Origin of the sequence: Virgibacillus necropolis (assembly GCF_002224365.1) — a bacterium.
Lineage (GTDB): Bacteria > Bacillota > Bacilli > Bacillales > Amphibacillaceae > Virgibacillus_F > Virgibacillus_F necropolis.
This window is the reverse complement of the sequence record NZ_CP022437.1, coordinates 3,753,336-3,777,488: the sequence shown is the minus strand read 5'-3', so window position 1 is coordinate 3,777,488 and position 24,153 is coordinate 3,753,336. Positions and strand designations below refer to the sequence as shown.

Genomic DNA, 24,153 nt, shown 5'->3' with positions numbered 1-24,153 from the left:
TTTTTCAAAATCCTCCCAGAACTGCTCTAGTACAGATTCGGCGCTAGGAAATGCTTCATTATTAATAAAATTATAAAGTTCTTCTGCAACCTTTAGATTTCCTATGTTTCTGTAAGTTCCATTTAATCAATCATCAATTATCTATTTACTTATTATTTAAAATGTTATATTGTTATATAACAATTAAAAATGTTATTGACAGAAAGTTCACCGAAGTCAAACATGTCTTTTGTAGTAACAACAAGAAAGCATGCATCATGAATTCAAACTTGAATAAAAATTAAGTGGAGGTGCTTTTATGAAAAAAGGGCTAAGTGATGCAAATTTCATTCCTAATTGGGATACGGTAAAGTTTCTTAAGGCGACAAAAGAAGCAGGTTTTGAGGGTGTTGAACTAAATTTTCGCGAGCAGGGTGGGGAACTTACACATGAAACATCTATAGTGGAAGCAAAAAGATTAGCAAGACTTGTGGAAAGCCATGATTTAGAAATAGCAAGTTTATCAACTGGATTGTTTAATTTTTATCCACTCTCTTCGGGAGATGCAAGATTACGCAAAAATGGTGAAGATATAGGGTTTCGGATGATTGAGTTAGCTGAAGCAATGGGCGTTGATGTCATTCAAGTTGTTCCCGGTGTAGCGGCTGTGGATATTTCTTATGATGCTGCATACGAATTGGCAGTGGAATCATTGTCTCGCTTGGGAGACGTAGCATCTGAGGCTGGTGTAACAATCGGGATTGAGAATGTATGTAACAAATTTCTACCCAGTCCCCGTGAGTACACAGGCTTTTTAAATGAAATTAATCACTCTTCTGTACAGGCTTATTTTGATAACGGGAATGCGCTTGCTACGGGTTATCCGGAACATTTCATTAAATTATTAGGAGATCGTATCGTAGCAATGCATGTGAAAGATTACCGGGAGCATATGGGTGAATTTGTCTCTATTCTTGAAGGGGATACCAATTGGCCTGCTATGATGAAAGCTCTAAAAGATATACCATATGAGGGATACTTGATTGCGACACCTCACTATCCGTTTCTTCATAGCCATGATAGCCATATTGAAAGGTATTCCCGAGATTTAACAGCTGTTCTAAACCTGTCTACCCCAGTCAGTGAAGGCAAAAGTTAAATTATAACTTATGTAGGGGTCAGTAATTTTAGGCGATATTTATTCTAGTGAAAGCGTTTACTTTATATTCAGGTCTATTGTTACATAGTGAATAAAAAAGGTTTTTTTTATTCCTAAAATTTGTGTTTTTCTTCAATTATTAATTTTGTTTTGTGTCAGTAGTGAAAAAAGGTTATTGATCAAGTACGCGAATTGATCAATAACCTTTTTCTATGTGTCATTCCTGACCAGGCGCCTGAATTTTTTCTATAAATTAGTTTTTAAAAAGGTGATTACCTGATCAAATGCTTGGATAACCACTGGGTTTTGCATATCCTGATCGAATGTATGCTCACCATTTGGAATGGTAATCAATTGTTGCTTGACGTTAAATTTTTCGAGGGCTTGCCCCATTTTTACAGATTCTTCATAGGGTACGTCCTTGTCCGCATCTCCATGTAAAAGCAATGTTGCTGGATAATTTGAATCAATGTTTTGAACCGGACAATAGGGATGTAATTTTTGGGTATTTGTCGCAGGGTTTAATGCTGATACATAATTAATCCATTTACCTTGTTGGCGGCAATATAAATAAATAGCGTAACGCCTTTCGATTGGTGCTTCTGATATTGGTTTATTTTGAATCAATTGGCGAGCTAACGCTTCAGGTACCTTGGTCATTTTAGCGAAATGTGGTGAAGGTTTTGTGTACCAGTCCCCTAAAATATCTCCGTATCCATAGAAAGAAACAATTGCTTTCGGTTTAATTCGGAAAGTACCAGACATTAGAGCGAGATAAGCCCCGGCTGAACTGCCGATTATCGCTATTCTTTCAGGATCAATGTCGAATTTTTCTCTCCCTTTTTCTTTTAACCAAATGAGGGCATCTTGAATGTCTTCCGTAATTTCTGGTAATTTTGTTTCTGGTGCCAGCCGATAATCGATTGAACAAACACTAAATCCCGCTTGATTATATAACGAGATTTGCTCTTGATTGATGTCATTTCTACTTCCCCAAACTAAACCACCACCGTGAATATAAACAATAAGGGGAGAGTTTTCCTCATTAATAGGATAAAAATCACCCTTAATTTCACAATTATTAGTGGTCTTATATATAAATGTTGTTTCCATTACCAAATCACTCACTTTTTTAATTTTATCAAACAAAAACAGTATAACTATTTATAAATAACTAGTCTAGTACATAAGATTTTTGTATTAAATTTGGTCCATACGAAATAATAACTATTGACTAGTCCTTTTGGCACTTTACATAAAAGTTAATTGTTGTTCAACATATCTAAAAACAAATAATAAATTTGTTCAAATCAAACAATTACTTTAAGGCTATAATTGGATATAATTATGGGTGGAAAATTGATTAAAAACAACCATCCTTTGACTACAAGAGCATATTTTTTTACTAATAATTTCATAATAAAAAAGATATATCATATGACGATTTTGTTTATATGATCCGTTTTATGCCTTTTATTAGGGAATAGAAAGGAAGAATAGTATGGATCCTAAAATAGTTTCAAATCTAGAGAATGAAGTCCAAGAAAAACTCAATTGGTTGGGTGAATTTGGCAAAGACCCCGAGGGTGGGGTTTCAAGATTGTTATACAGCAAGGAATGGATTGAAGCACAGAAATCGCTAGAACAACTTTTTAAAGACGAGGGGCTTGCTGTTCAATTTGATGAAGTTGGAAACTTGTTCGGTCGGTTGGAAGGAACAACCAAAAAAGATGAAACAATCTTAACTGGTTCCCACGTCGATACGGTAAAAAATGGTGGTCTTTATGACGGTCAATACGGTATTATTGCTGGTTTCCTAGCTTTAAAATATTTAAAAGAAAACTATGGTGCACCACTTCGCAATATTGAAGTTGTATCGATGGCCGAGGAAGAAGGAAGCCGTTTTCCATATTCTTTCTGGGGTTCGAAAAACATTGTCGGCCAAGCGAAGAACGAAGATGTCAAAGGAATAAAAGACTTTGAAGGCATTCCGTTTGACGATGCGATTCATCAAGCTGGTTTCGATTATAGACAAAATCCGGAACAGGTTCGCGATGATTTGAAAACGTTTATTGAACTTCATGTTGAACAAGGGAACGTATTGGAAGTGGAAAAGAAGGATGTAGGGATCGTGCAACATATTGTTGGCCAGCGACGCTACACTGTTACGGTGCAAGGAGAGGCTAACCATGCAGGTACAACACCAATGGGATACCGTAAAGACGCGGCTAATGCTGTATCTCGCATGGTATGTGCGATTAATGATGCGGCTGTAGCTGAAGGTGATCCGTTAGTAGCGACTGTTGGAAAGATTATTCTTGAACCAAATACAGTTAATGTCGTTCCAGGTAAAGCTACATTTACGATGGATATCAGACACACAGAAAAAGGTGCACTAGTGGAATTCGCAGATCAAGTGGAAGTGAAATTACGTGAAATAGCCGGAAATCTTGGTGTTCAAATTGATATTGATTTATGGATGGATGCTGATCCAGTACCAATGGATCCAGATGTTGTTAAAGTGTTGCAAGAACAATGTGACAAAAATGACTTGAATTATAAAATGATGCATAGTGGAGCTGGGCATGACTCGCAAAATATTGCACCAGTGATTCCGACTGCCATGATTTTTGTTCCAAGTCATAAAGGAATTAGCCACTCACCAAATGAGTATACTAACCCAAAACAACTTGCTGAAGGCGTAAATGCGCTGATTTGTGCGTTGTATGAATTGGGTTATAAAGCGTAAATTTCTGATCCACTGATAAGAAAATATAAATTTCCAATGGATATCAGTATAAGTGCAACTAAGGCTTTCGCCATTAAAGCTTGGCGATAACCCAAGTTTGCTAAAAATACAATAAAGTTTGGAGTGTGACGAAGTGTTATATACTGTGATTAAAAAGAACTTATTTCAGGATTCAGTTAGCCTGATGTTATTAACAAATCACTTATCTGCTATAGATGGTGTCAATCAGATACAAGTTATGATGGGAACGCCAGCTAACAAAGACATCTTTAAGGGATCTGGTTTGTACACAGATGAGCTTGAGGATGCTAGTCCTAGTGACCTTTGTATCGTAGTTAACTCAGACGATGAAGGCATTGTTGATAAGGTGGTTGAAGAAACAGACGAATATTTATCAAACCAATCATCGGAATCACAACAAAGTTCGATTTCCGTTGTTCGCACATGGGAAATGGCTGGAAATAAGTTGCCGAATGCTGATGTAGCAATGATCTCAGTTGCTGGTGAACATGCCGCAGCAGAAGCAAATAAAGCACTAGACCGCGATTTAAATGTGTTCATGTTTAGTGATAATGTGAGTGTATCGGATGAATTGCAATTAAAACAACGAGCACAAGAAAAAGGCCTGATTGTAATGGGTCCTGACTGTGGTACTGGAATTCTTGACGGTGTTCCAATGGCTTTTGCCAACGTTGTAGATAAAGGGAATATTGGTATTGTTGGAGCGTCTGGTACAGGTATCCAAGAAGTATCTACAATTATTGGTAGAAATGATGGCGGTGTGTCACACGCTATCGGTACGGGTGGCCGTGATTTATCATCTGAAATTGGTGCAATTACGACTATTCGCGGATTGCAGGTACTTGATCAAGATGCTGAAACAGATATTATTGTTTACATTTCGAAGCCACCAGCTCCTGAAGTACGGGAAAAGGTTGTCAATGTTTTCAAAACGTTATCGAAACCGGTTGTAGCAGTCTTTATTGGGGATAAGCCAAAAGCTGCACATGATAATGTTCACTATACGTGGACTTTGGAAGATACTGCTCTTAAGGCATTGGAACTTTCAAAAGGGAATAAAGCATCAGCTGATCGCATTATTGCTGACAATCAAGATGACTTAAACAAGATGAAAGAAACGAAGCAACAATATGTAAAAGGTTATTTCTGTGGTGGTACATTAGCATATGAAACAGCAATGATTTTAGAAGATGCTCTTGACCTAGATACGACTGGTAAACATACAGAAGGAATGATGCTTCACGTTGAAGGACATGAAGTGATTGACTTGGGCGATGATCAATATACACAAGGCCGAGCACATCCAATGATTGACCCAACGTTACGCATTGAAAAAGTGGAAGAAGCTGCAAAAGACCCTGAAACCGCAGTTATTCTACTTGATAACGTAATTGGATATGGCGCACATGAAGATATGGCTGGGGTATTTGCACCAGTTGTACAAGAAGCAAAAGAAGAAGCAGCAAAAGTCGGTAAAACATTTGTCGCAATTGCATCAGTTACGGGTACTGCAGATGACCCACAAGTCTATCAAGATCAAGTGGATAAATTGGAAGCTGCTGGTATTATCGTCACAGAAAGCAATGCACAAGCGACAAAACTGGCTGCTGAAATTGTGAAATACGTAAAAGGCGAAAAAACTATAGCAACTAACGTAGACCAACAATCGAATGAGAATGACAAAGTTGCTGAACTAATTGCCAGTAAACCTCGCGTGATTAATGTTGGACTAAAAAGCTTTTCAGAAGCTGTGCTAGAGCATGGTGGAGAGGTTGTTCAATACCAATGGGCGCCAATTGCCGGTGGAAATAAACGTTTAGCTAAAATTTTGGAGAAGCTTAAATAAGCTTGAACGAAATAGGAGGATTAATATGAATTATCAATCAATCGATGAAGCAAACCAAGGAGTTATTCAACACGTACTAGAATCACAACCGTTTTTATTAGATGTAGTTCCAGCGAAAAGTGTTATTTCGGAGTTGAACGGGAAGGTCTTGCTACATTCTGGCCCGCCAATGAAGTGGGAGAATATGACAGACCCAATGCAAGGTTCATGTATTGGTGCAAGTTTGTTTGAAGGCTGGGCTGATAACGAGGACGACGCGAAGAAAATGCTTGAAGCAGGAGAAGTTAAATTTATTCCATGTCATTCCGTTGATGCTGTTGGGCCAATGGGCGGTATTACATCTGCTAATATGCCAGTCGTAGTAGTTGAAAATAAAGTAAATGATAAACGCGCTTATTGTAACTTAAACGAAGGTATCGGTGCGGTACTACGTTTTGGAGCATATAGTGATGAAGTTGTGAATCGCTTAAAATGGATTAAAGATGTTTTAGGGCCTGCATTATCAAAGGCACTTAAACAAATTGATGGTGGCATGAATGTTAACGTTACTGTTGCAAAAGCAATTACAATGGGTGACGAATTTCACCAACGTAATATCGCGGCATCTGCTTTATTCTTGAAAGACATTGTACCGTATCTCTTAACTGCTGGTTTACCAGAAAAAGAATTGCAAGAAGTTGTCAAATTCTTAGCGGATACAGATCAATTCTTCTTGAACATTATGATGGCAACATCTAAAGTCGTGATGGATTCTGCTGCAGTTGTAGAAGAAGGCAGTATCGTTACAGCTCTATCACGTAATGGCTATGAATTTGGCATTAAAGTGAGTGGTTTAGGCGACAGGTGGTTTACGGCCCCAGTTAATACGCCTGATGGCTTGTACTTTAGTGGTTACAGTGCTGATGACGCTAACCCTGATATGGGAGACAGCGCAATTACAGAAACATACGGTGTCGGTGGAATGGCTATGATTGCAGCACCTGGTGTTACTCGCTTCGTTGGTACAGGTGGTTTCGGTGATGCGGTTCAAACAAGTGATGAGATGCGTGAAATCTGTATTGCCAACAACCCGAACCTTGCTATTCCAACATGGGATTTCCAAGGTGCTTGCCTAGGCATTGATATCCGTAAAGTTGTTGAAACAGGTATCACTCCAGTTATTAACACTGGTATCGCTCATAAAACAGCTGGAGTTGGCCAAATCGGTGCTGGAACTGTTCGTGTACCATTAGGATGTTTCGAACAAGCATTAGAAGCTCTTGCTGAAAAGTATGGCGTAACAGCTGAATAATTTTAGAAAACTTGGCTTATCGCCAAGCTTTAATGGCGAAAGCCTTAGTTGCCCTTATACTGATATCTACTAAAATTTATACTTTCTTATCAGTGTAAGAAAAGTGCGAGCGTCCGTTTAGCGACGTGCTTTAGCTAGACAAAATTCTTTAAAAATTTTTTCAGTGGTGTGCGACATAATGATAGGTTGTCGCATATCTCTGTTTTTCTATTATTCAACAAGTAGCAGACAGAAAGAGGTTTATTAATGAGTAAAACAATTGTTGTTGCACTAGGCGGAAACGCTATTTTGCAGCCGAACCAAGAAGGTACGTATGAAAATCAATTAAATAATGTTAGAACAAGTAGTAAGTTCTTAGCTAAATTAGTCAAAGAAGGCTACAAAGTTGTTGTTACACATGGTAATGGACCACAAGTTGGAAATATTCTTCGTCAAAACGAAGAAGCCAAAGATGTTGTTCCTGCCATGCCTTTAGATGTATTAAATGGTGAATCACAAGGTTTCATCGGGTATATGATGGTCCAGTGTTTGGAAAGTGAATTAAAGGCACTTGGTATGGATGTTCCTGTTGCAAACCTTTTAACACGTGTTGAAGTTTCTAAAGATGATCCGGATTTTAATGATCCATCAAAACCAATCGGTACATTTTATTCAGAAGAAGAGGCGAAAGCACTTATGTCTGAAAAGAAATGGGATATGAAAGAAGATTCAAATCGTGGCTGGCGTCGTGTTGTACCATCACCACAACCAATTAATATCTTGGAAGCCAAAACAGTTCGAACACTTGCTGATGCAGGAAATGTAGTTGTTGCTAGCGGCGGTGGCGGTATCCCAGTAATTAAGGGTGAAAATGGTACCTACGAGGGTATTGAAGCGGTTATTGATAAAGACCGCAGTGGCTATAAACTGGCTGAAGACGTAGATGCAGACGTATTCATGATTTTAACAGATGTTGATCATGTATTTGTAAACTTTGGTAAACCGAACCAAAAGGCACTAGAGAAGATTTCTGTTGAAGAACTTGAGAATTATGTAGAAGAAGGTCAATTTAGTAAAGGCAGCATGGGTCCAAAAGTAGAATCTGCACTTAAATTTGCTAGAAAAACAGGTACGTCAATTATCTGTTCATTGGAAAAAGTAGATGATTCTATTCGTGGCGAAAGTGGAACAATAATCTCTAAGTAGTACGCAATATAAAAAGAGAAGGAGCGATTGCTAATGGGTTATCCAAATGATATTTTAACAAGTAGAGCGGTAATTAAGCCTGGTAAATATGCTATTTTACCACCAGAAGGTTTAGTAAATAATATTGTGCCAGGATTTGAAAACGCGTCAATGAGCATATTATCATCACCTAAAACAGGTGCAAGCTTTGTTGATTACGTCGTAACCTTTCATAAAGATGGTAAAAACGAAAAAGGTTTTGGTGGTCAAGAAGACGTTGAAACATTTGTGTATGTTTTAGAAGGAAAGGTAAAAGCTAAAGCTGACGATGAAGAATTTGTTCTTGAACAAGGCGGCTATTTATACTGTCCTCCATCCGTAACCATGTATTTGGAAAATCAGCTTGATACGGATTCCAAACTGTTCCTTTATAAACAGAAGCATATTCCTTTGGAAGGTCACACTCCATGGGTTCATGCTGGAAACTCAAACGACAATGAGGACGTTATTTATGACGATATGGAAAATGTTCATATTCAAGATCTACTTCCAACCGATATTGCGTTTGATATGAATTTCCATATACTTACTTTTGATCCAGCAGCAAGCCATCCATTTGTAGAAACACATTATCAACAACATGGTGCTTATTTATTGTCTGGAGAAGGAATGTATAACTTAGATAACGAATGGATTCCAGTGAAAAAAGACGATTATATTTTCATGGGCACGTATTGCTTGCAAGCTGCGTATGCGGTAGGCAGAGAAAAATTGTCTTACGTTTATTCAAAGGATTGCAACCGAGACGCGTCTCTATAAAGAATGATGAAATGGTAAAAGGCATTTTTGCTTTTTACCATTACTTTTGCATATACAAATAACGGCCCAGTATGGTCTCCTCAAGCATCTAAGAGCCCAACCAATAAAGTAAGGAATCATCTGTCCGTAAAGGTTCTACTAGACAACAACGTTCAGTGGGAAGTATGAAAAACTCTACTGAGGGAAGATTCACTTTATTCTGGAGTCTGCATCCCTTCAGGATAAGTGTGTACTATATAAGATTAAGAGGTGTTTTATAGTGAGAGTATCTAATCAAGACTTGAAAGGTCTAATTAAAAATAAATTAAACAAGGCTGGTTTGACTGAAGAACATGCGGAGATTGTTTCTGAAGTCCTTGTTTTTGCAGATGCAAAAGGAATCCATTCCCATGGAGCAATGCGGGTGGAATACTATGCAGAAAGGATAGCTAAGGGAGGAATCAACGCTGATCCTAACTTTAACCTTGAAAAAACGGGCCCTAGTTCTGCTATTTTTCATGCCGACAATGGGGCCGGACATGTTGCAGCAAAATTCGCAATGGACGAAGCGATTAAGATGGCCAAGGAAAATGGTGTAGCGATTATAGGTGTGAAGAAGATGAGTCATAGTGGCGCACTTTCTTACTTTACGGAGCATGCTGCAAAACAAGATCTTATCGGTTTTTCCGTTTGTCAATCCGACCCTATGGTTGTTCCGTTTGGTGGGGCTGAGTCTTATTATGGAACAAACCCACTTGCATTCGCAGCACCTGGCAACGACGGTAAATTAATCAGCTTTGATATGGCGACAACTGTCCAGGCATGGGGTAAAATCCTTCATGCACGATCTAAAAATCAGCCCATTCCAGACACATGGGCAGTAGATGTGAATGGTGAGCCAACAACAGATCCATTAAAAGTACATGCGCTTTTACCTATTGCCGGACCAAAAGGATATGGACTCGGTATGATGGTAGATGTTTTGTCAGGAATCCTACTCGGCCTACCCTTTGGAAACAAAGTATCTTCTATGTATCATGATTTAAGTGAAGGACGGAATTTAGGGCAGTTACATCTTGTCATTAATCCGGAAAAGTTTTCAAGCATAAACAGTTTTAAACAAAATATTTCAAACACAATGAGCGATTTAAATGCAATTAAGCCTGCCTCAGGATTTGATCAAGTTTTCTATCCAGGACAAAATTTGGAGAAAATAGAAAAGGAATATGAGGAAAATGGTATCGAAATTGTTGATGACATTTATCAATACCTAGTTTCAGATGTTATCCACAACAATTCCTATGATCACAACGATCCATTTGATGAATAAATAAGAAAAGCGCAAGCGCCCGTTAAGCGACGTATGGACTGGACTGAACTGTAGGAGATAAAGGAAACACGGTAAGCGTAAGCGAACCGATGTTGACTTATCGTACGGAGGTGAGGGAAGTCCACTAGTCGCTGGGCGCTGGAGCCAGACATGAAAAAAACAAAAAACAGGATGGAATTTTGCCATAAAAAGTTGGGAATGAGAGGTGTTGCTCTATGAGAATATCTAAAGAAGAATTGAAAACATTGATGAAAAACAAAATTCAAAAAGCGGGTTTGACGGAAGAGCACGCTAATGGCGTAGCAGATGTGTTGGTTCATGCAGATGCACGAGGCGTTCATTCACATGGTGCAATGCGTGTCGAGTACTATGCGGAAAGAATTGCAAATGGAGGAATAAATGCCCACCCGAATTTTCAATTTGATAAAACAGGACCGAGTTCCGCTGTATTTGACGGTGATAATGGCGCTGGACACGTGGCAGCTAAACTTGCAATGGATGAGGCTATTAAAATGGCCAAGGAAAATGGAGTGGCCGTTGTAGGAGTGAAAAGAATCAGTCATAGTGGTTCTCTATCATACTTCGTACAACAGGCAGCTAAAGAAAATCTTATCGGCCTTTCCGTTTGCCAGTCAGACCCAATGGTAGTCCCTTTTGGTGGAGCCGAATCCTATTATGGAACAAATCCAATCGCTTTTTCTGCACCAGGGGAAAATAATGAATTTATTACTTTTGATATGGCTACAACGGTCCAAGCCTGGGGAAAGATACTCCATGCACGTTCTAAAGAGGAAGAAATTCCAGATGATTGGGCAGTAGACGAAAACGGGGAACCAACAACAAATCCATTTGACGTTAAGTCATTAACACCAATAGCAGGTCCAAAGGGATATGGATTAATGATGATGGTTGATGTTTTATCAGGCATTTTGTTAGGCCTTCCATTTGGGAATAAAGTGTCTTCCATGTATCATGATTTAAGTGAAGGTAGGAATCTTGGGCAACTTCATATTGTTATCAACCCAGAATACTTTACGAACCTGAACGAATTCAAAAAAAATATTGCGAAAACAATGGCTGATTTAAATAACATTAAACCAGCATCCGGATTTGATCATGTTTCCTACCCTGGTCAACGAAGTGCTGAAAGAGAGAAGAAATACAGTGAACAAGGGATCGAAATTGTTGATGATGTTTACAACTATCTAATTTCGGATAAAGTTCATAATAATGCCTATAACAATAAAGATCCTTTTGCAAAATAACAGTAGAATTTTAAGTGAGAAGCCACTAATGCATCGTTTGCATTTGTGGCTTTTTTTCTATTTATCGGGTTGTTTACATTTGATGTTTTATTTTGTGCAAAATAAACAATATAATGTGCATTGCGTTCAAGTGTTGCGAAAGTCTTATGCAGGCTATACAACCATTTTTATTTATTTTGTCCAATAGGTATGAAGACCTGATTGAAAAAATAGGGTATAATTTCTTCAGAAGTATTGAAAGCGCTTCAAGGCAGGGGTATGGAACGGATTATTCTTTCTAAGGTGGTCTAGTTACAAATAATTTAGAATGGCAAAGGATAAATTGCGATCTCATGGGATGCAAATCTTATATTGGTAAATCCTAACCAAAAGAGGAGTTGAATTATAATGTCTACAAAATCAGAAGAACATGTTACAGAAGAGGCGCAGATAGACCATATCACAGGTGTGGATGAGTCACTAAAGCCGAAGACCGATAAAGATAGAACTGTAAGCTCGGTAACCTATATGTTTATGTGGCTTGGAGATGGCGTTAATTTAGGAAATATGACGCTTGGAGCTAGTATAGTGGTAGCTGGAATTGCAACACTAAATATGGTTCAGACATTTGCTGCAGCTCTCTTAGCTATATTGATTATTACAACAATTTTCACTTTAAATGATAGGCTAGGATACAAATCAGGTATACCATACGTTGTACAGCTTAGAATGTCTTTTGGAGAGAAAGGATCGATAATATCATCACTAATGCGTGGTATACCCGCTATCGTTTGGTATGGTTTCCAAAGCTGGATAGGTGGTACGGCCCTGAATGAAATTATGAAGATTGTAACAGATGGTGCCTTTAATAATATCTTTATTTGTTTTCTAATACTTCAGGCAGTACAAATAGTACTTTCGCTGTATGGCTTCCATGCGGTTAAGTGGGTGGAAACGCTTGTGTCTGTAGTTATTATGCTAGCACTTATCTACGTCTTTGTTGTACTTCTAACATCTCATAGGGATGTTATTACAGAAAATTGGGTACAAGCAGAAGGTTCATGGGGCTTGCCATTCTTTGGATTCGTCATGGTGTTTATGGGGAATTATGCGGCTATCTTCCTAAGTGCAGCCGACTATTCAAGAGAACTCAAAACTGGAATGAGCGACAAAAAGCGCGGGTTATTGTACTTTTTTTCCATTCTTGTCGCATACGGTTCCGTAATTTCAATTGGTGTAATGCTTGCTTCTGCAACAGGAATAACTAACCCTGCAAAAGCAATCCCAGTAGTAATAGATAGTCCTGCCATTTCAATATTTATATCAGCATTTATTGTAGTAGGGGCAGTTGCAGTAAACATGGTTGCCAACATAATTCCACCGACTTATGTTATTACATCACTAACAAAATTGAAATATAAACCAGCCGTTACGTTAACTGGAATTCTTGCAATAGGTTCATTCCCTTGGTTGCTTGTACAGGAATCTAACGCAGAGGGTCTTGGCTTATTCATTCTTGTATATTCCGCATTCTTAGGCCCGATTGTTTCTATTTTATTAGTTGAATATTATATATTAAGGAAACAAAAAGTAAATATTGCAGCTATGTATAAAAAGGACGGTCCATTTGCTGGATATAATCCAAGCGCGATACTTGCATTACTTATTGGTGCTGGTGCGGCCTTTATAGAAGTGGACTTAGCATGGATTGTAGGTTTTGTTGTAGGAGGTATTGCATATTTCCTTCTGATGAAGTTTGCGTTTAAAGATTCAAAGTTCAAAAAGGGTACGATATTTGAGAAATAAGTGTAAATTCAAACAAGAGGAGTGTCCCAAAAGTATCTTGGGACATTCCTTTAATTTGTTTAATATGAATAAACAAGTGTGCAATTTATACAAAAAACAGCAACTAACTATGCATAACATACAACAATTTTAAGTTGTTTTGTCTACTAAATATAATGACCATTACAAGGAAATATTGTACCATTGTGTATAGTGGTACTGGAAACGCTTCATTCTAATGAAAAAAGTTATGCTTGTCCGTTTAAATTTTTTTGCATAAGGAATAATATGAAACCTTTTGCTAAAGAATACGTGTAAATTATGGTTTTTGAGTTAAAAATCCTATTTCGGAAAACATATATTAATGACTCCTATTCCTGTATCAATAGAACTACTACAATCTAACTAGCATCTTTAAAGGGGGAGGCATTCTTTTGGAACAAATTAATCGTGGACAACTTAAAGAAGCCGGTTTTAGTGAAGACGTTTTACCAACGAAAGAATCAGATAGAAATTGGAATATTGGAAACTTTACGACGGTATGGATGGGATCGGTTCATACTATCCCTAACTACATTGCAATTGGTGGTCTTTTTGCAATTGGATTGTCTGTTGGCCAGGTTTTCTGGGCTATTATGTTGGCAGCGGTAATTGTAGCTGCTGTATTAGTTCTTAATGGACATGCTGGGACAAAATATGGTTTACCATTTGCTATGTTATTACGTTTATCGTTTGGTAGTAAAGGTGCGGTGATTCCTGGCGTAATAAGAGGGGTAATTTCAGCAATTATGTGGTTTGGTTTTCAAACTTATGCAGGTAGCCAAGCTTTATCGATCCTGATAGCCAAAATATGGCCGACCTTCTTAACATTGGGTGGCGATTGGAATATTCTTGGTCTATCGTTACCTGAATTAATTTCATTTTTATTATTTTGGTTATTGAATGTTGCATTAATATATGGCGGCATGGGCTTTCTAGGTAAATTTACAAATATCCTTTCTCCACTCGTTTATATTGTATTTGGTGGAATGGCGATTTGGGCCATTAACTTAGCAGGTGGTATTGGACCTATTTTGAATTACACTCCAGATGGAATAGATGGCAATAGTATTATCGTCTTTTTAGCTGCTGTCGTAGCGGTAATAGCCGCTTGGGCACCACCAATGGTAAGTGTTGCAGATTTCACAAGACTTTCGCATTCGCAAAAGGCGCAATCGATAGGGCAAAGTGCCGGTTTAATTGTGACGTATCTATTATTCGCTGTGGCAAGTATCGCGATCATTGTAGGATCCGAAATAGCTTTTGGCACACCTATTTGGAACGTACTTGATGTCGTTGCTCGGTTTGACGGAGCTTTTGCAATTGGAATTTCGGTTCTAACCTTATGCCTAACAACGCTTTCTGTAAATGTGACTGGTAATATTGTTCCGGCAGGTTATCAATTAGCATCATTATTTCCGAAGTTACTCAACTTTAAAACGGGTGCTACACTAGCAGCTTTTCTTGGGATTCTAATTATGCCATGGAAACTGATGGAAAACCCTACAAGTATCTTTACTTTCTTAAATATCATTGGCGGTCTCTTGGCACCAATAACCGGCGTGATGTTAGCTCAATACTTTGTTATTTCAAAAACGCAAATTGATTTAGAAGAATTGTATTCCAAGGATGGCAAATATAGTTACCAAAATGGATTTAACATAAATGCTATCGTAACACTGATTATTTCGGGTGTGCTTTGTCTAATGGGTAATTTTGTACCATTCTTTGAACCGCTATATGAACTTTCATGGTTTGTAGGTATTGGATCGGCATTTATTCTTTATGCTTTGCTAGAGTCTTTAAAAGTTAACAAATTATCATCCGAGAAAGTAGCTACCAATGAATGATTGAATTAGACGAAAGGGGAAAAAACAATGACATATGATTTAGTAATAAAAGGCGGAAATGTTGTCTTACATGACGGGGTTCGTAAGGTCGACATCGGGGTGAAGGATGAAAAAATCACATGTATTGCTGAGCAGATTACGGAAGATGCAACTAAGGTAATTGATGCTAAAGGGCAGTACGTAATGCCAGGAATGGTTGATACACATGTTCATATAAGTGAACCTGGTCGTACCGAATGGGAAGGATTTGAAACAGGCTCTAAGGCACTTGCAGCAGGCGGTACAACAAGTTATGTGGAAATGCCTCTTAATGCTTTACCAGCTACAACATACAAAGAAGCACTTGATCTCAAACTGGAAGCAGCAAAGAATCAAAACTATGTTGACTATGCTTTTTATGGTGGACTAGTTCCGGGTAATCTGGACAATTTAAAGGAATTGTCTGATGCTGGTGTACAAGCTTTTAAATGCTTTATTTCAAATTGCGGAAGTGATATTCCAGGCGATTTTACAAATGTGGATGATTATACTTTATATAAAGGTATGCAAAAATTAGCGGAACTGGATCAATTGCTATGCATCCATGCCGAAAACCCAACCATTACCGATAAACTCGCTGAAGAAATGGTAAGTGAAGGCAGAACAACGGCAATGGATTATGTCGATTCACGCCCAATCTTCACCGAAGTAGAAGCTGTGCAACGTGCATTGCTTTTCGCAAAAGAGACGGGTTGTAAATTACATTTGGTGCATATTAGTACATCTGAAGCAGTTCAAGCTATTTTACGAGCACGTGCAGAAGGAGTAGACGTGACGGTTGAATCATGCACACACTACTTTGCACTGACTGCAGAAGACGTGGAAGAAATTGGTCCAAAAGCCAAGTGTCAACCACCATTAAGAAAAGCAAAGGATCAAGCAAAACTATGGGACGAGCTTATGGATGGTAATATTGATTGGTTAACTTCCGATCACTCACCATGTACGGAAGATTTAAAAGAAGGCAATATTTTTGAAGCATGGGGCGGCATCAGTGGTGCGCAAAATAATGTTGATATCATGTTTGATTTAGCAGTAAAGCAGCGTGAATTACCAATTCATAAATTCGTTGATTTAATCGCTTCAACGCCATCTAAACGTTTTAACCTGCCTGACAAAGGCGAGATTGCGGTTTCAAAAGATGCTGATATTATTTTACTAGACCCAAATAGTTCGTACACGTTGAAAAGAGAAGATCTATATTATAAAAATAAACACAGTGCCTACGAAGGCCGGAAAATCGATTGTCGCGTAACAAAAACGATTATGCGCGGGAATGTAGTTTTTGATTTGGATGAAGGCATTATAGGAGAGCCTAAAGGAAAACTTATGTCGAGAAATGACAGCAAGTAATCTACATCGGGGAGGAATTACAATGGCTACTTATGATTTAATTATTAAAAATGGCTTGATTGTAAAAGCGGATTCGACCATCCAAGGTGATATTGCGATCAAAGATGGTAAAATAAAAGAAGTATCTTCTAGTAGGGGAAACTTGGGGAAAGCGGATAAAGAAATTGATGCAGAAGGACTCCATGTTTTACCAGGGTTAATTGATTCGCATGTTCACTTTAATGAACCAGGAAGAACAGAGTGGGAAGGACTAGAAACAGGCAGCAAAAGCTTGGCGGCTGGCGGTGCAACGACATTCTTTGATATGCCGTTAAATAGTACTCCTCCTGTTATTAATAAAGAAAATTTAGAGTTAAAAAAAGCTATTGCTAAGAAAAAATCTATCGTAAATCCAAGATTCTGGGGGGGGCTCGTACCTGGAAATACAGACGAGTTAAAGGAGATGCACGAAAGTGGTGCAATTGGGTTTAAAGCCTTTATGTCCCCAAGTGGAATTGAGGATTTTGATAATGCTGATGATGAAACCCTTTATAAGGGAATGAAGGAGATTGCTTCCTTTGGATCACTTTTGGCTGTTCATGCAGAAAGTACTGTTATTTGTGAACAGCTTGCTGAAGAAAAACAAACCCAAGGGAAAACGACTGCAAGAGATTTTGTTGAATCAAGGCCTATTATTTCTGAAATTGAAGCTGTTAGAAGGATCATCTCCTATGCGGAAGCAACTGGATGTAAACTTCATATCGTTCATGCAAGCAGCCGCAAAGTGGTAAATGTTATTAATGATGCCAAACAAAGAGGTGTCGATATAACAGTTGAAACATGTCCACATTATTTGTCCTTAACAGTAAAAGATTTGGAAGAACAAGGTGGCGTGGCAAAATGTATGCCTCCTTTACGTGATCAAGCAGAGGTCGATGAATTATGGACTGCTCTAGCAAATGGTGAGATTAATGTCATCGGTTCAGACCATTCACCAGCTCCAGCAGATATGAAAATAATTACAGATAACTTTTTTGAAGGCTGGGGAGGAATCTCTGGAGCCCAATCGACCTTAACTATTTTATTAACGGAAGGGCATTTCAAACGTGATCTTCCACTTGAAAAAATCGTTGAATTAACTGCAGAGAATCCTGCTAAATTATTTGGACTTGCAAATAAAGGAACAATTGCAGCTGGATATGATGCGGATATTACACTTGTCAATTTGAATGAAAGCTTTGAACTTAAGAAGGAAGACTTATTCTATCGGCATAAACATTCACCATATATTGGCAGAACTTACAAAGGGAAAGTAAAAACAACAATTGTAAGTGGTGAAGTGGTATTCAATGATGGAAAGATTTTGGTTGATGAAAAACAAGAAACGAATAGTTAATTTAATTTAAAATCCCAAAACCTTTGATAAGGATTTGGGATTTTTTGATCTAAAGGTGAAGTATTTTCAAAATAGTGTAAAATGAATAATTGATTGTTCGTTTTCAACATAATGGAAAATTTCATTATTCATGTTAAACAAATGAATTAATAAAATTAGGTTGTTATCACCATTTACTTAACCATAGTACTCCTATAAGCTAGTACATAATCAGAATAGGCATGCAATGTTATTTAATATCAGATAATAGAAGCTGCCTGATAATACCAATAAACGGGCATTAAACCTATGAATAACCTGTCCGTAATTTGTTGGAAAGGGGAAGTATTATGCAAGGTGAAAAGGAAAAGAAACAAAAGTTTCAAATGCCGCACATCTATGTCATTTTGTTCTTATTCAGTGCTATTGCGGCGATTGCGACGTATTTTGTTCCTGCGGGTGAATATGAGCGAGTTCCTGGTCCTGAAGGAAGAACAACGATCGATGCGAATTCCTATACGGAAATAGAGCAGACACCTGTTGGCGTCGTGGATTTTATAACAGTAATACCTCGGGGGCTAATTGATGCAGGGGAAGTCGTTTTCTTTACGTTTATAATTGGTGGAATGTTTATGGTATTAAGACGTACGGGGATTATTGAAATTGCGGTTGATAAATTGGCCAGAAAGTTTGCTCATAATAGTATCATGCTTATTCCCGTGTTAACAACAGTCTTTGCGGTTATTGCAACGCTTATCGGTACACCCGAGTTAAGCCTTGTTTATATACCAGTCATCATGCCGCTTATGATTGCGCTAGGCTATGACTCTATTGTTGCCGCAGCTATAGCATTATGTGGTACAGTAGTTGGTTTTGCAGCTGGGGTATTGAACCCAATTAATACTGGATTAGGCCAGAAAATTGCCGGAGTACCAGTGTTTTCTGGAATTGGTTTCCGATTAGTAATTTTTGTTGTAGCTGTATCGGCTGCTGTATTTTTTATCATGCGCTATGCGAAAAAGATTAAAAAGAATCCGTTAAATAGTTTCGTATATGAAGATGATCATGAAAAAAGAGATCTTTATCAGCATGGTAGCCAGGTTCAGATAGAAGAAAAAACTACGACTACAAGACAAAAGTACGCTATTCTAGCAACGTTTATTTTCTTTGGAATTTTAGTATACGGGGTACTTGCCCAGGGTTGGTTCATGGTTGAAATGTCAGGTCTCTTTATCATTACAGGTATTGTTGTCGGTTTAATTGCTGGATTAAATACAACGGAAATCAGTGAGGGCTTTAACCAAGGATTTAGAGATGTACTAGTTGGTGCATTTATTGTTGGTGTAGCTAGAGCAGTTGCTGTTGTAATGGAACAAGGTCATATAATGGATACCGTTGTACATAGCCTAGGCTCAGTTGTAGCTGATTTCCCACCTATGTTAGGGGCCGTTGGGATGTATATTGTTCAATTATTAATAAATTTTCTAATTCCCTCTGGAAGTGGACAGGCCTTAGTAACAATGCCAATTATGGCTCCTTTATCAGATTTAATCGGGGTCACAAGGCAAACTTCTGTGCTTGCTTTTCAATTGGGTGATGGTTTTGCACATATTCTTTATCCGACTTCAGGATACTTTATGGCTGCACTAGTAATTGCGGGTGTTCCTTATCAAAAGTGGATACGTTTTTTCTTTCCGCTGTTTCTTATTTTTGCATCCATATCGATTATCTCCCTCATTGTTGCTCAACTTATACAATGGACAGGCTGATAAGGTTTGAAAAATTGAGGAACCTTAGATAGTGAAAGTTTGTACTTTATAACGTTTAATAAAGCCATTTATACTTTCCTCTATATAATAGGGTCAGTATAAATGGCAAAGTAATTACAGCTGTTGGGATTTATCAATCATCTTCATCAAGGATCGATCCAATGACTAAAGCAACACGAACACGCAATGAATCTACAGGGTCTTGAAAGGAACAGTTGAGCAATTCTTCCGTTTTTTTAATTCGATACTTAACCGTATTTCGGTGGATATATAATTTCCTTGACGTATCCGAAATTTCACATTGGCAATTTAGATAGGTTTCGATTGTTTTTACTAATTCTAAATCTTCCTTTGTTTTGGGATAAGCAAGTGACTTTAACGTATTTTCATAAAGTGATTTTAAGTCTTTTCTGGGAATTGCATTTAGCAATTCCTTAATTTCTTTTGTTTTATAGAAGTTAATGAATCCTGTCATTTTCATATCATATCCATTGTTGATTGCTTCTACCGCTTCCTGGTAAGCTATTGGTATATCGGAAAGCGACTGGGTTGGATTACTGACTCCGAATGAAACGGAATAGTCACCTTGTATGTTACTTTGTGATCTTTCAATAAATTCTGTAACGATTTTAATTTCTGTTTCTGTATAATGGGAGAATTGTAGAAGCATAACGAAATATTTTTCTTTCGTAAATAAAGTTGCATCCATTTTACCGTTGATTATTTCATCCTCAAGCTGATCATAAATGTTATTATGCAATTCTCCAACCTTTTTTTCGTATAATTGGAGGTTTTCATAATTATTGCCTTCCGCATCAACAGTACAAACAATACAGATATTATCCATGTTCGCTTCTATTCCATAATAGTTCGCACGACTTAGAATTTCCTCATCGGAGTGTATTCTCATTTCAATTAAATCGGCAAAAAAGTTATTTTTTAATAATCTTGAATTTTCATCAATGGCTTGTTCTTTAATAAGTGTAAATGAAATAACGTTACCTGCTTGTTCGATTGCCATTTGTGAAGATGGATATGGGAGCGTAGACGAGTCAACAATGACGAGCATACTAGGATACTGTCGTTTCGATTGAACAGGGAAACTTGTGATTAGTTGATGTTCCCTGGACGGGATTTCAAATGAAGATTCTTCTCTAACAGCATTTAAATCTTCTTTAATTTTTTGAATGATTTCCTGTTCAACAATTTTCATGGAATCCATTCGAAAATCATGACTTTGTGCCATCTTTTCTCCTCTATGATTGAATAAAATTGTTGGACGTGCTAAAAAGTGACCTAATTGTTCGACAAGTGAATTCAAACTATATCCTTTTATCATCATATCTGAGAACTCTTTTTGAACATGTAGGGCATAATACAATTGTTCGGCTTCATGGTCATTTAGATAATTAAGGATATGGCGGGATAAATCCCCCAGCGTCTGATCCGTGGGCAAGTCAATAATAGGAAAAGCAAGATCATCTGCAAGTAATTTAACTTCATCTGGTAATTTTTTTAAAAAACGATTCACCTTGATAATTATTCCGGTACAGTTTAATGCGTGCATTTGCTTAATTAAATCACACATTCTTTGTGTATCATCTTGAAAACCATAGCCGGTAGTAAGTAGTAAATGGTTTTTATCTAAAAATTGGATGACGTCGGGTGTATCTGATATATTTACAAATTTAACGTTTCGGGTTAAACCTCTATGGCCAGCCAAAACAGTGCATTCTTTCATTCCGTCTAAAATAAATAAATCATTTAATGTTTTCATTTTTCATCTCTCTTTATATAAGAATTCTCTCTATTCTACGTTAAAAGTAAACAAAAAGCAAAACGTAATTTAGTTATTTTAAACAATGACTTTTCAGACTTTAAAAGGTAAAATAGTTGTTACTGTTAGAATAGGGTAAACTAAAAGAGATAATGAGAAAAAACTTCCATGAAATTATGTATACAATATTTGAGTTTCTTAATTATCGAAAATCAGATTGATACGAGGTACTATTAAAACATAATTAGGAGGGAATTTTATAATGAGTTATACTGATTTGAATACATCTTTACGTACAATTATGACGCCAGGTCCAGTCGAAGTTGACCCACGAGTGTTGCGGGCAATGTCAACACCGATTATTGGACAATTTGATCCAGAGTTCTTAACGATTATGAATGATACGATGGATCTTTCGCGTTATGCTTTCCAAACAACTAATCAACGAGCGTTTCCAATTAATGGGACTTCCCGTGCAGGAATTGAAGCCGTATTATGTAGCATAATTGAACCAGGTGACAAAGTACTTATCCCGATCTTTGGCCGATTTGGTTATCTTCTCACTGAAATAGCCGGCCGTTGTGGTGCTGATGTACACACGATGGAAAAAGAGTGGGGGGAAGTATTTGATCCAGAAGAAATACAAGCAGAAATTAAAAAGGTCAATCCAAAGATAGTTACAGTTGTTCACGGAGAAACGTCAACAGGTCGTCTACAACCATTAAAAGAACTTGGTAATTTTTGCCGCGAAAATGATGTGTTATTCGTTGTTGATGCTGTTGCTACATTAGGGGGAGTCGAAGTCAAAACAGACGATTGGAATATTGACGCTGTAATTGCTGGTACTCAAAAATGTATCGGTAGTCCATCAGGCATGGCTCCAATTACTTATAATGATCGTGTGGAAAAAATTCTTTTGGAACGAAAGAAAATTGAACGGGGATTGTCTTCTGATTCTGTAAATGAACGAAGCATTCAGAGTAATTATCTAGATCTAAGTCAAATTCAAGATTATTGGACATCTGATCGATTGAACCATCATACTGAGGCTACCTCCATGCTATATGCATTGCGTGAGAGCTTACGTTTAATTAAAGAAGAAGGTCTTGAGACCCGTATTGAACGTCACAAATTTCACGAAGGAGCATTAGTAGCTGGACTTCAAGCGATGGGTGTAGAGCTATTTGGTACTGCAGAACACAAAATGCCTGTTGTAACAATTATCAAAGTACCAGAGGGTGTAGATGAAGCGAGTGTTCGTTCTACAATGATTCAGCAGTTTGGTGTCGAGATTGCTGGTGCGTTTGGTCCGTTGCAAGGTAAGGTCTGGAGAATCGGTTCAATGGGTTATAGCTGTCGTAAGAACAATATTCTAAGAGTTATTGGTGCGCTTGAAGCTACACTAATTTATCATGGTGTCAAAGTGAACCGTGGAGATGCATTACAAGCAGCATTAGAGTTTTATGTGGATAAATAAACTGGTTTGAAAGAAATCGGCGATAAGCCGATTTCTTTGTTTGGAGTGAAGAAGTTGGTTTATTCAAAGATAGGAAAAAGTTATAGCGATAATAGCGGATCGCTGAGAATAGTTGCACGTGGAATGAGTGCTAGTATAAATCAAATCCTCCACGAAAATCCAAAAGGAACCGTTCATAGTGTTTTTAACACTAGCTTTAATTTACTATTTGGGGAACGACTTGTACATGTTGGTTCAATTGAAAACGGTTTTTCCCCTTTTGGTATTGGCTTAAATGAACAGGATGCAAGAGATTTAACCCATCAAACAAGCAGAAGTCAACAAGTTAGCTGGGATACATTCTCACCCACATTAATCTTCACTGGTGGAAGGTCCATCTCGCTTAACTATGCCACGCCAACGAATCATCTCCTTCAACCCAGAAAATTTAACCGAGCGGTCCTGAAAACCAATCTAGAGTGCGTTATAAATAAGTTACTGGAAGATAATTGGCTAACTGGTTTCGTGCAAACCGATGGGGATCAACAAATAATCATGAATTATTTGTTGTCATCCCCTACATCAGGTGGTGGCAGTAACCATCCAACGGTAAGGGAAATGGCAAAGCTAGAATCACTTGCTCAGGGTGAAAGACTGCTAATTCCGGAAAAGGTTTTTGACTTTTGGATTGGAAGAGGGCTAGGGCTGACTCCAAGTGGCGATGATCTTATTACAGGTATGTGTGCGATGTTATCGGTTCTTGAAGGAACAAGTGGACGGATTAAAAAACAGTTGAAGTCCTATTTGTTGGAAAAGGGACTGAAAAGGACAACGCCAATTGGATGTGAATATTTATTATATGCAGCTGATAAGCAGTATCATACCCATCTTATAGATATGTGTGAAGTAATGTTGAAACCGGATAAGGCTGATCTGTTACGTGCACTTGAAGAAATGAAAAAAATAGGTCATACATCTGGGGCAGATACACTGATAGGTTTATTGTTGGGGATAAAGACCGTACTATAATGGGAATAGTAATGAATGAAACTGTTTCAGCTCAAATTAATATTTATGACAAATATTTGGAGAAGTCGTAAGCCAAATGTAACAGTTTAAAAAACCGATTTTTATTCTTTTATACAAATCG

At 37.7% G+C, this 24,153-nt stretch carries 17 protein-coding genes; 15 read left to right on the top strand and 2 right to left on the bottom strand.

Annotation, left to right across the window (positions count from 1 at the left end; all coding sequences use genetic code 11):
* Positions 1-298 precede the first annotated feature (298 nt).
* A complete protein-coding gene (locus CFK40_RS17870; protein WP_089533747.1) occupies positions 299-1,138 on the top strand; it encodes a sugar phosphate isomerase/epimerase family protein in 840 nt (279 codons plus the stop codon).
* Between the two features lie 246 nt (positions 1,139-1,384).
* On the opposite strand, the gene CFK40_RS17865 is transcribed toward CFK40_RS17870, so the two are convergent.
* Complete coding sequence (locus CFK40_RS17865; protein ID WP_089533746.1) at positions 1,385-2,251, bottom strand: alpha/beta hydrolase; 867 nt, start codon at positions 2,249-2,251, stop codon at positions 1,385-1,387.
* Positions 2,252-2,639: 388 nt separating this feature from the next.
* On the opposite strand from CFK40_RS17865, the gene allC reads away from it, so the two are divergent.
* The 12 genes from allC to CFK40_RS17805 all read left to right on the top strand — a co-directional run bounded on the left by allC (position 2,640) and on the right by CFK40_RS17805 (position 19,770).
* The gene (gene allC, locus CFK40_RS17860) at positions 2,640-3,887 is read left to right on the top strand and encodes an allantoate deiminase (protein WP_089533745.1); all 1,248 of its coding nucleotides are present in this window, start codon (positions 2,640-2,642) and stop codon (positions 3,885-3,887) included.
* A 133-nt stretch (positions 3,888-4,020) separates the two neighbouring features.
* Positions 4,021-5,754 carry an acyl-CoA synthetase FdrA gene (gene fdrA, locus CFK40_RS17855; protein WP_089533744.1) on the top strand — a complete coding sequence of 578 codons (1,734 nt, stop codon included), beginning with the start codon at positions 4,021-4,023 and terminating at the stop codon, positions 5,752-5,754.
* Between the two features lie 25 nt (positions 5,755-5,779).
* Positions 5,780-7,045, top strand: a complete 1,266-nt coding sequence (locus CFK40_RS17850) for a YlbE family protein (protein WP_193433343.1) — start codon at positions 5,780-5,782, stop codon at positions 7,043-7,045.
* A gap of 246 nt (positions 7,046-7,291) precedes the next feature.
* Positions 7,292-8,230 carry a carbamate kinase gene (gene arcC / locus CFK40_RS17845; protein ID WP_089533742.1) on the top strand — a complete coding sequence of 313 codons (939 nt, stop codon included), beginning with the start codon at positions 7,292-7,294 and terminating at the stop codon, positions 8,228-8,230.
* 33 nt (positions 8,231-8,263) lie between these two features.
* The gene (allE, locus tag CFK40_RS17840) at positions 8,264-9,028 is read left to right on the top strand and encodes a (S)-ureidoglycine aminohydrolase (protein WP_089533741.1); all 765 of its coding nucleotides are present in this window, start codon (positions 8,264-8,266) and stop codon (positions 9,026-9,028) included.
* Between the two features lie 259 nt (positions 9,029-9,287).
* Positions 9,288-10,337: an ureidoglycolate dehydrogenase gene (gene allD, locus CFK40_RS17835; RefSeq protein WP_089533740.1), complete on the top strand. Its 1,050-nt coding sequence runs from the start codon at positions 9,288-9,290 to the stop codon at positions 10,335-10,337.
* A 215-nt stretch (positions 10,338-10,552) separates the two neighbouring features.
* Complete coding sequence (gene allD, locus CFK40_RS17830; RefSeq protein ID WP_089533739.1) at positions 10,553-11,602, top strand: ureidoglycolate dehydrogenase; 1,050 nt, start codon at positions 10,553-10,555, stop codon at positions 11,600-11,602.
* A 387-nt stretch (positions 11,603-11,989) separates the two neighbouring features.
* The gene (locus CFK40_RS17825; RefSeq protein ID WP_089533738.1) at positions 11,990-13,387 is read left to right on the top strand and encodes an NCS1 family transporter; all 1,398 of its coding nucleotides are present in this window, start codon (positions 11,990-11,992) and stop codon (positions 13,385-13,387) included.
* A 413-nt stretch (positions 13,388-13,800) separates the two neighbouring features.
* Entirely contained in the window at positions 13,801-15,255 is a 1,455-nt protein-coding gene (gene allW, locus CFK40_RS17820; RefSeq protein WP_089533737.1) for an allantoin permease, read from the top strand.
* A gap of 27 nt (positions 15,256-15,282) precedes the next feature.
* On the top strand, positions 15,283-16,647 hold the full coding sequence (allB, locus tag CFK40_RS17815) for an allantoinase AllB (RefSeq protein WP_089533736.1): 1,365 nt from the start codon (positions 15,283-15,285) through the stop codon (positions 16,645-16,647).
* A gap of 22 nt (positions 16,648-16,669) precedes the next feature.
* The gene (locus tag CFK40_RS17810) at positions 16,670-18,022 is read left to right on the top strand and encodes an allantoinase (protein ID WP_089533735.1); all 1,353 of its coding nucleotides are present in this window, start codon (positions 16,670-16,672) and stop codon (positions 18,020-18,022) included.
* A gap of 329 nt (positions 18,023-18,351) precedes the next feature.
* Positions 18,352-19,770 carry a YfcC family protein gene (locus CFK40_RS17805; RefSeq protein ID WP_089533734.1) on the top strand — a complete coding sequence of 473 codons (1,419 nt, stop codon included), beginning with the start codon at positions 18,352-18,354 and terminating at the stop codon, positions 19,768-19,770.
* 133 nt (positions 19,771-19,903) lie between these two features.
* On the opposite strand, the gene CFK40_RS17800 is transcribed toward CFK40_RS17805, so the two are convergent.
* Positions 19,904-21,547 (bottom strand): PucR family transcriptional regulator, encoded by a 1,644-nt coding sequence (locus tag CFK40_RS17800; protein ID WP_089533733.1) that lies wholly within the window; start codon positions 21,545-21,547, stop codon positions 19,904-19,906.
* A gap of 262 nt (positions 21,548-21,809) precedes the next feature.
* Here CFK40_RS17800 and CFK40_RS17795 point away from each other — a divergent pair, with 262 nt between their 5' ends.
* Both CFK40_RS17795 and CFK40_RS17790 read left to right on the top strand, forming a co-directional pair.
* The gene (locus tag CFK40_RS17795; RefSeq protein WP_089533732.1) at positions 21,810-23,024 is read left to right on the top strand and encodes a pyridoxal-phosphate-dependent aminotransferase family protein; all 1,215 of its coding nucleotides are present in this window, start codon (positions 21,810-21,812) and stop codon (positions 23,022-23,024) included.
* A gap of 54 nt (positions 23,025-23,078) precedes the next feature.
* On the top strand, positions 23,079-24,032 hold the full coding sequence (locus CFK40_RS17790) for an oxamate carbamoyltransferase subunit AllH family protein (protein WP_089533731.1): 954 nt from the start codon (positions 23,079-23,081) through the stop codon (positions 24,030-24,032).
* Positions 24,033-24,153: the final 121 nt, after the last annotated feature.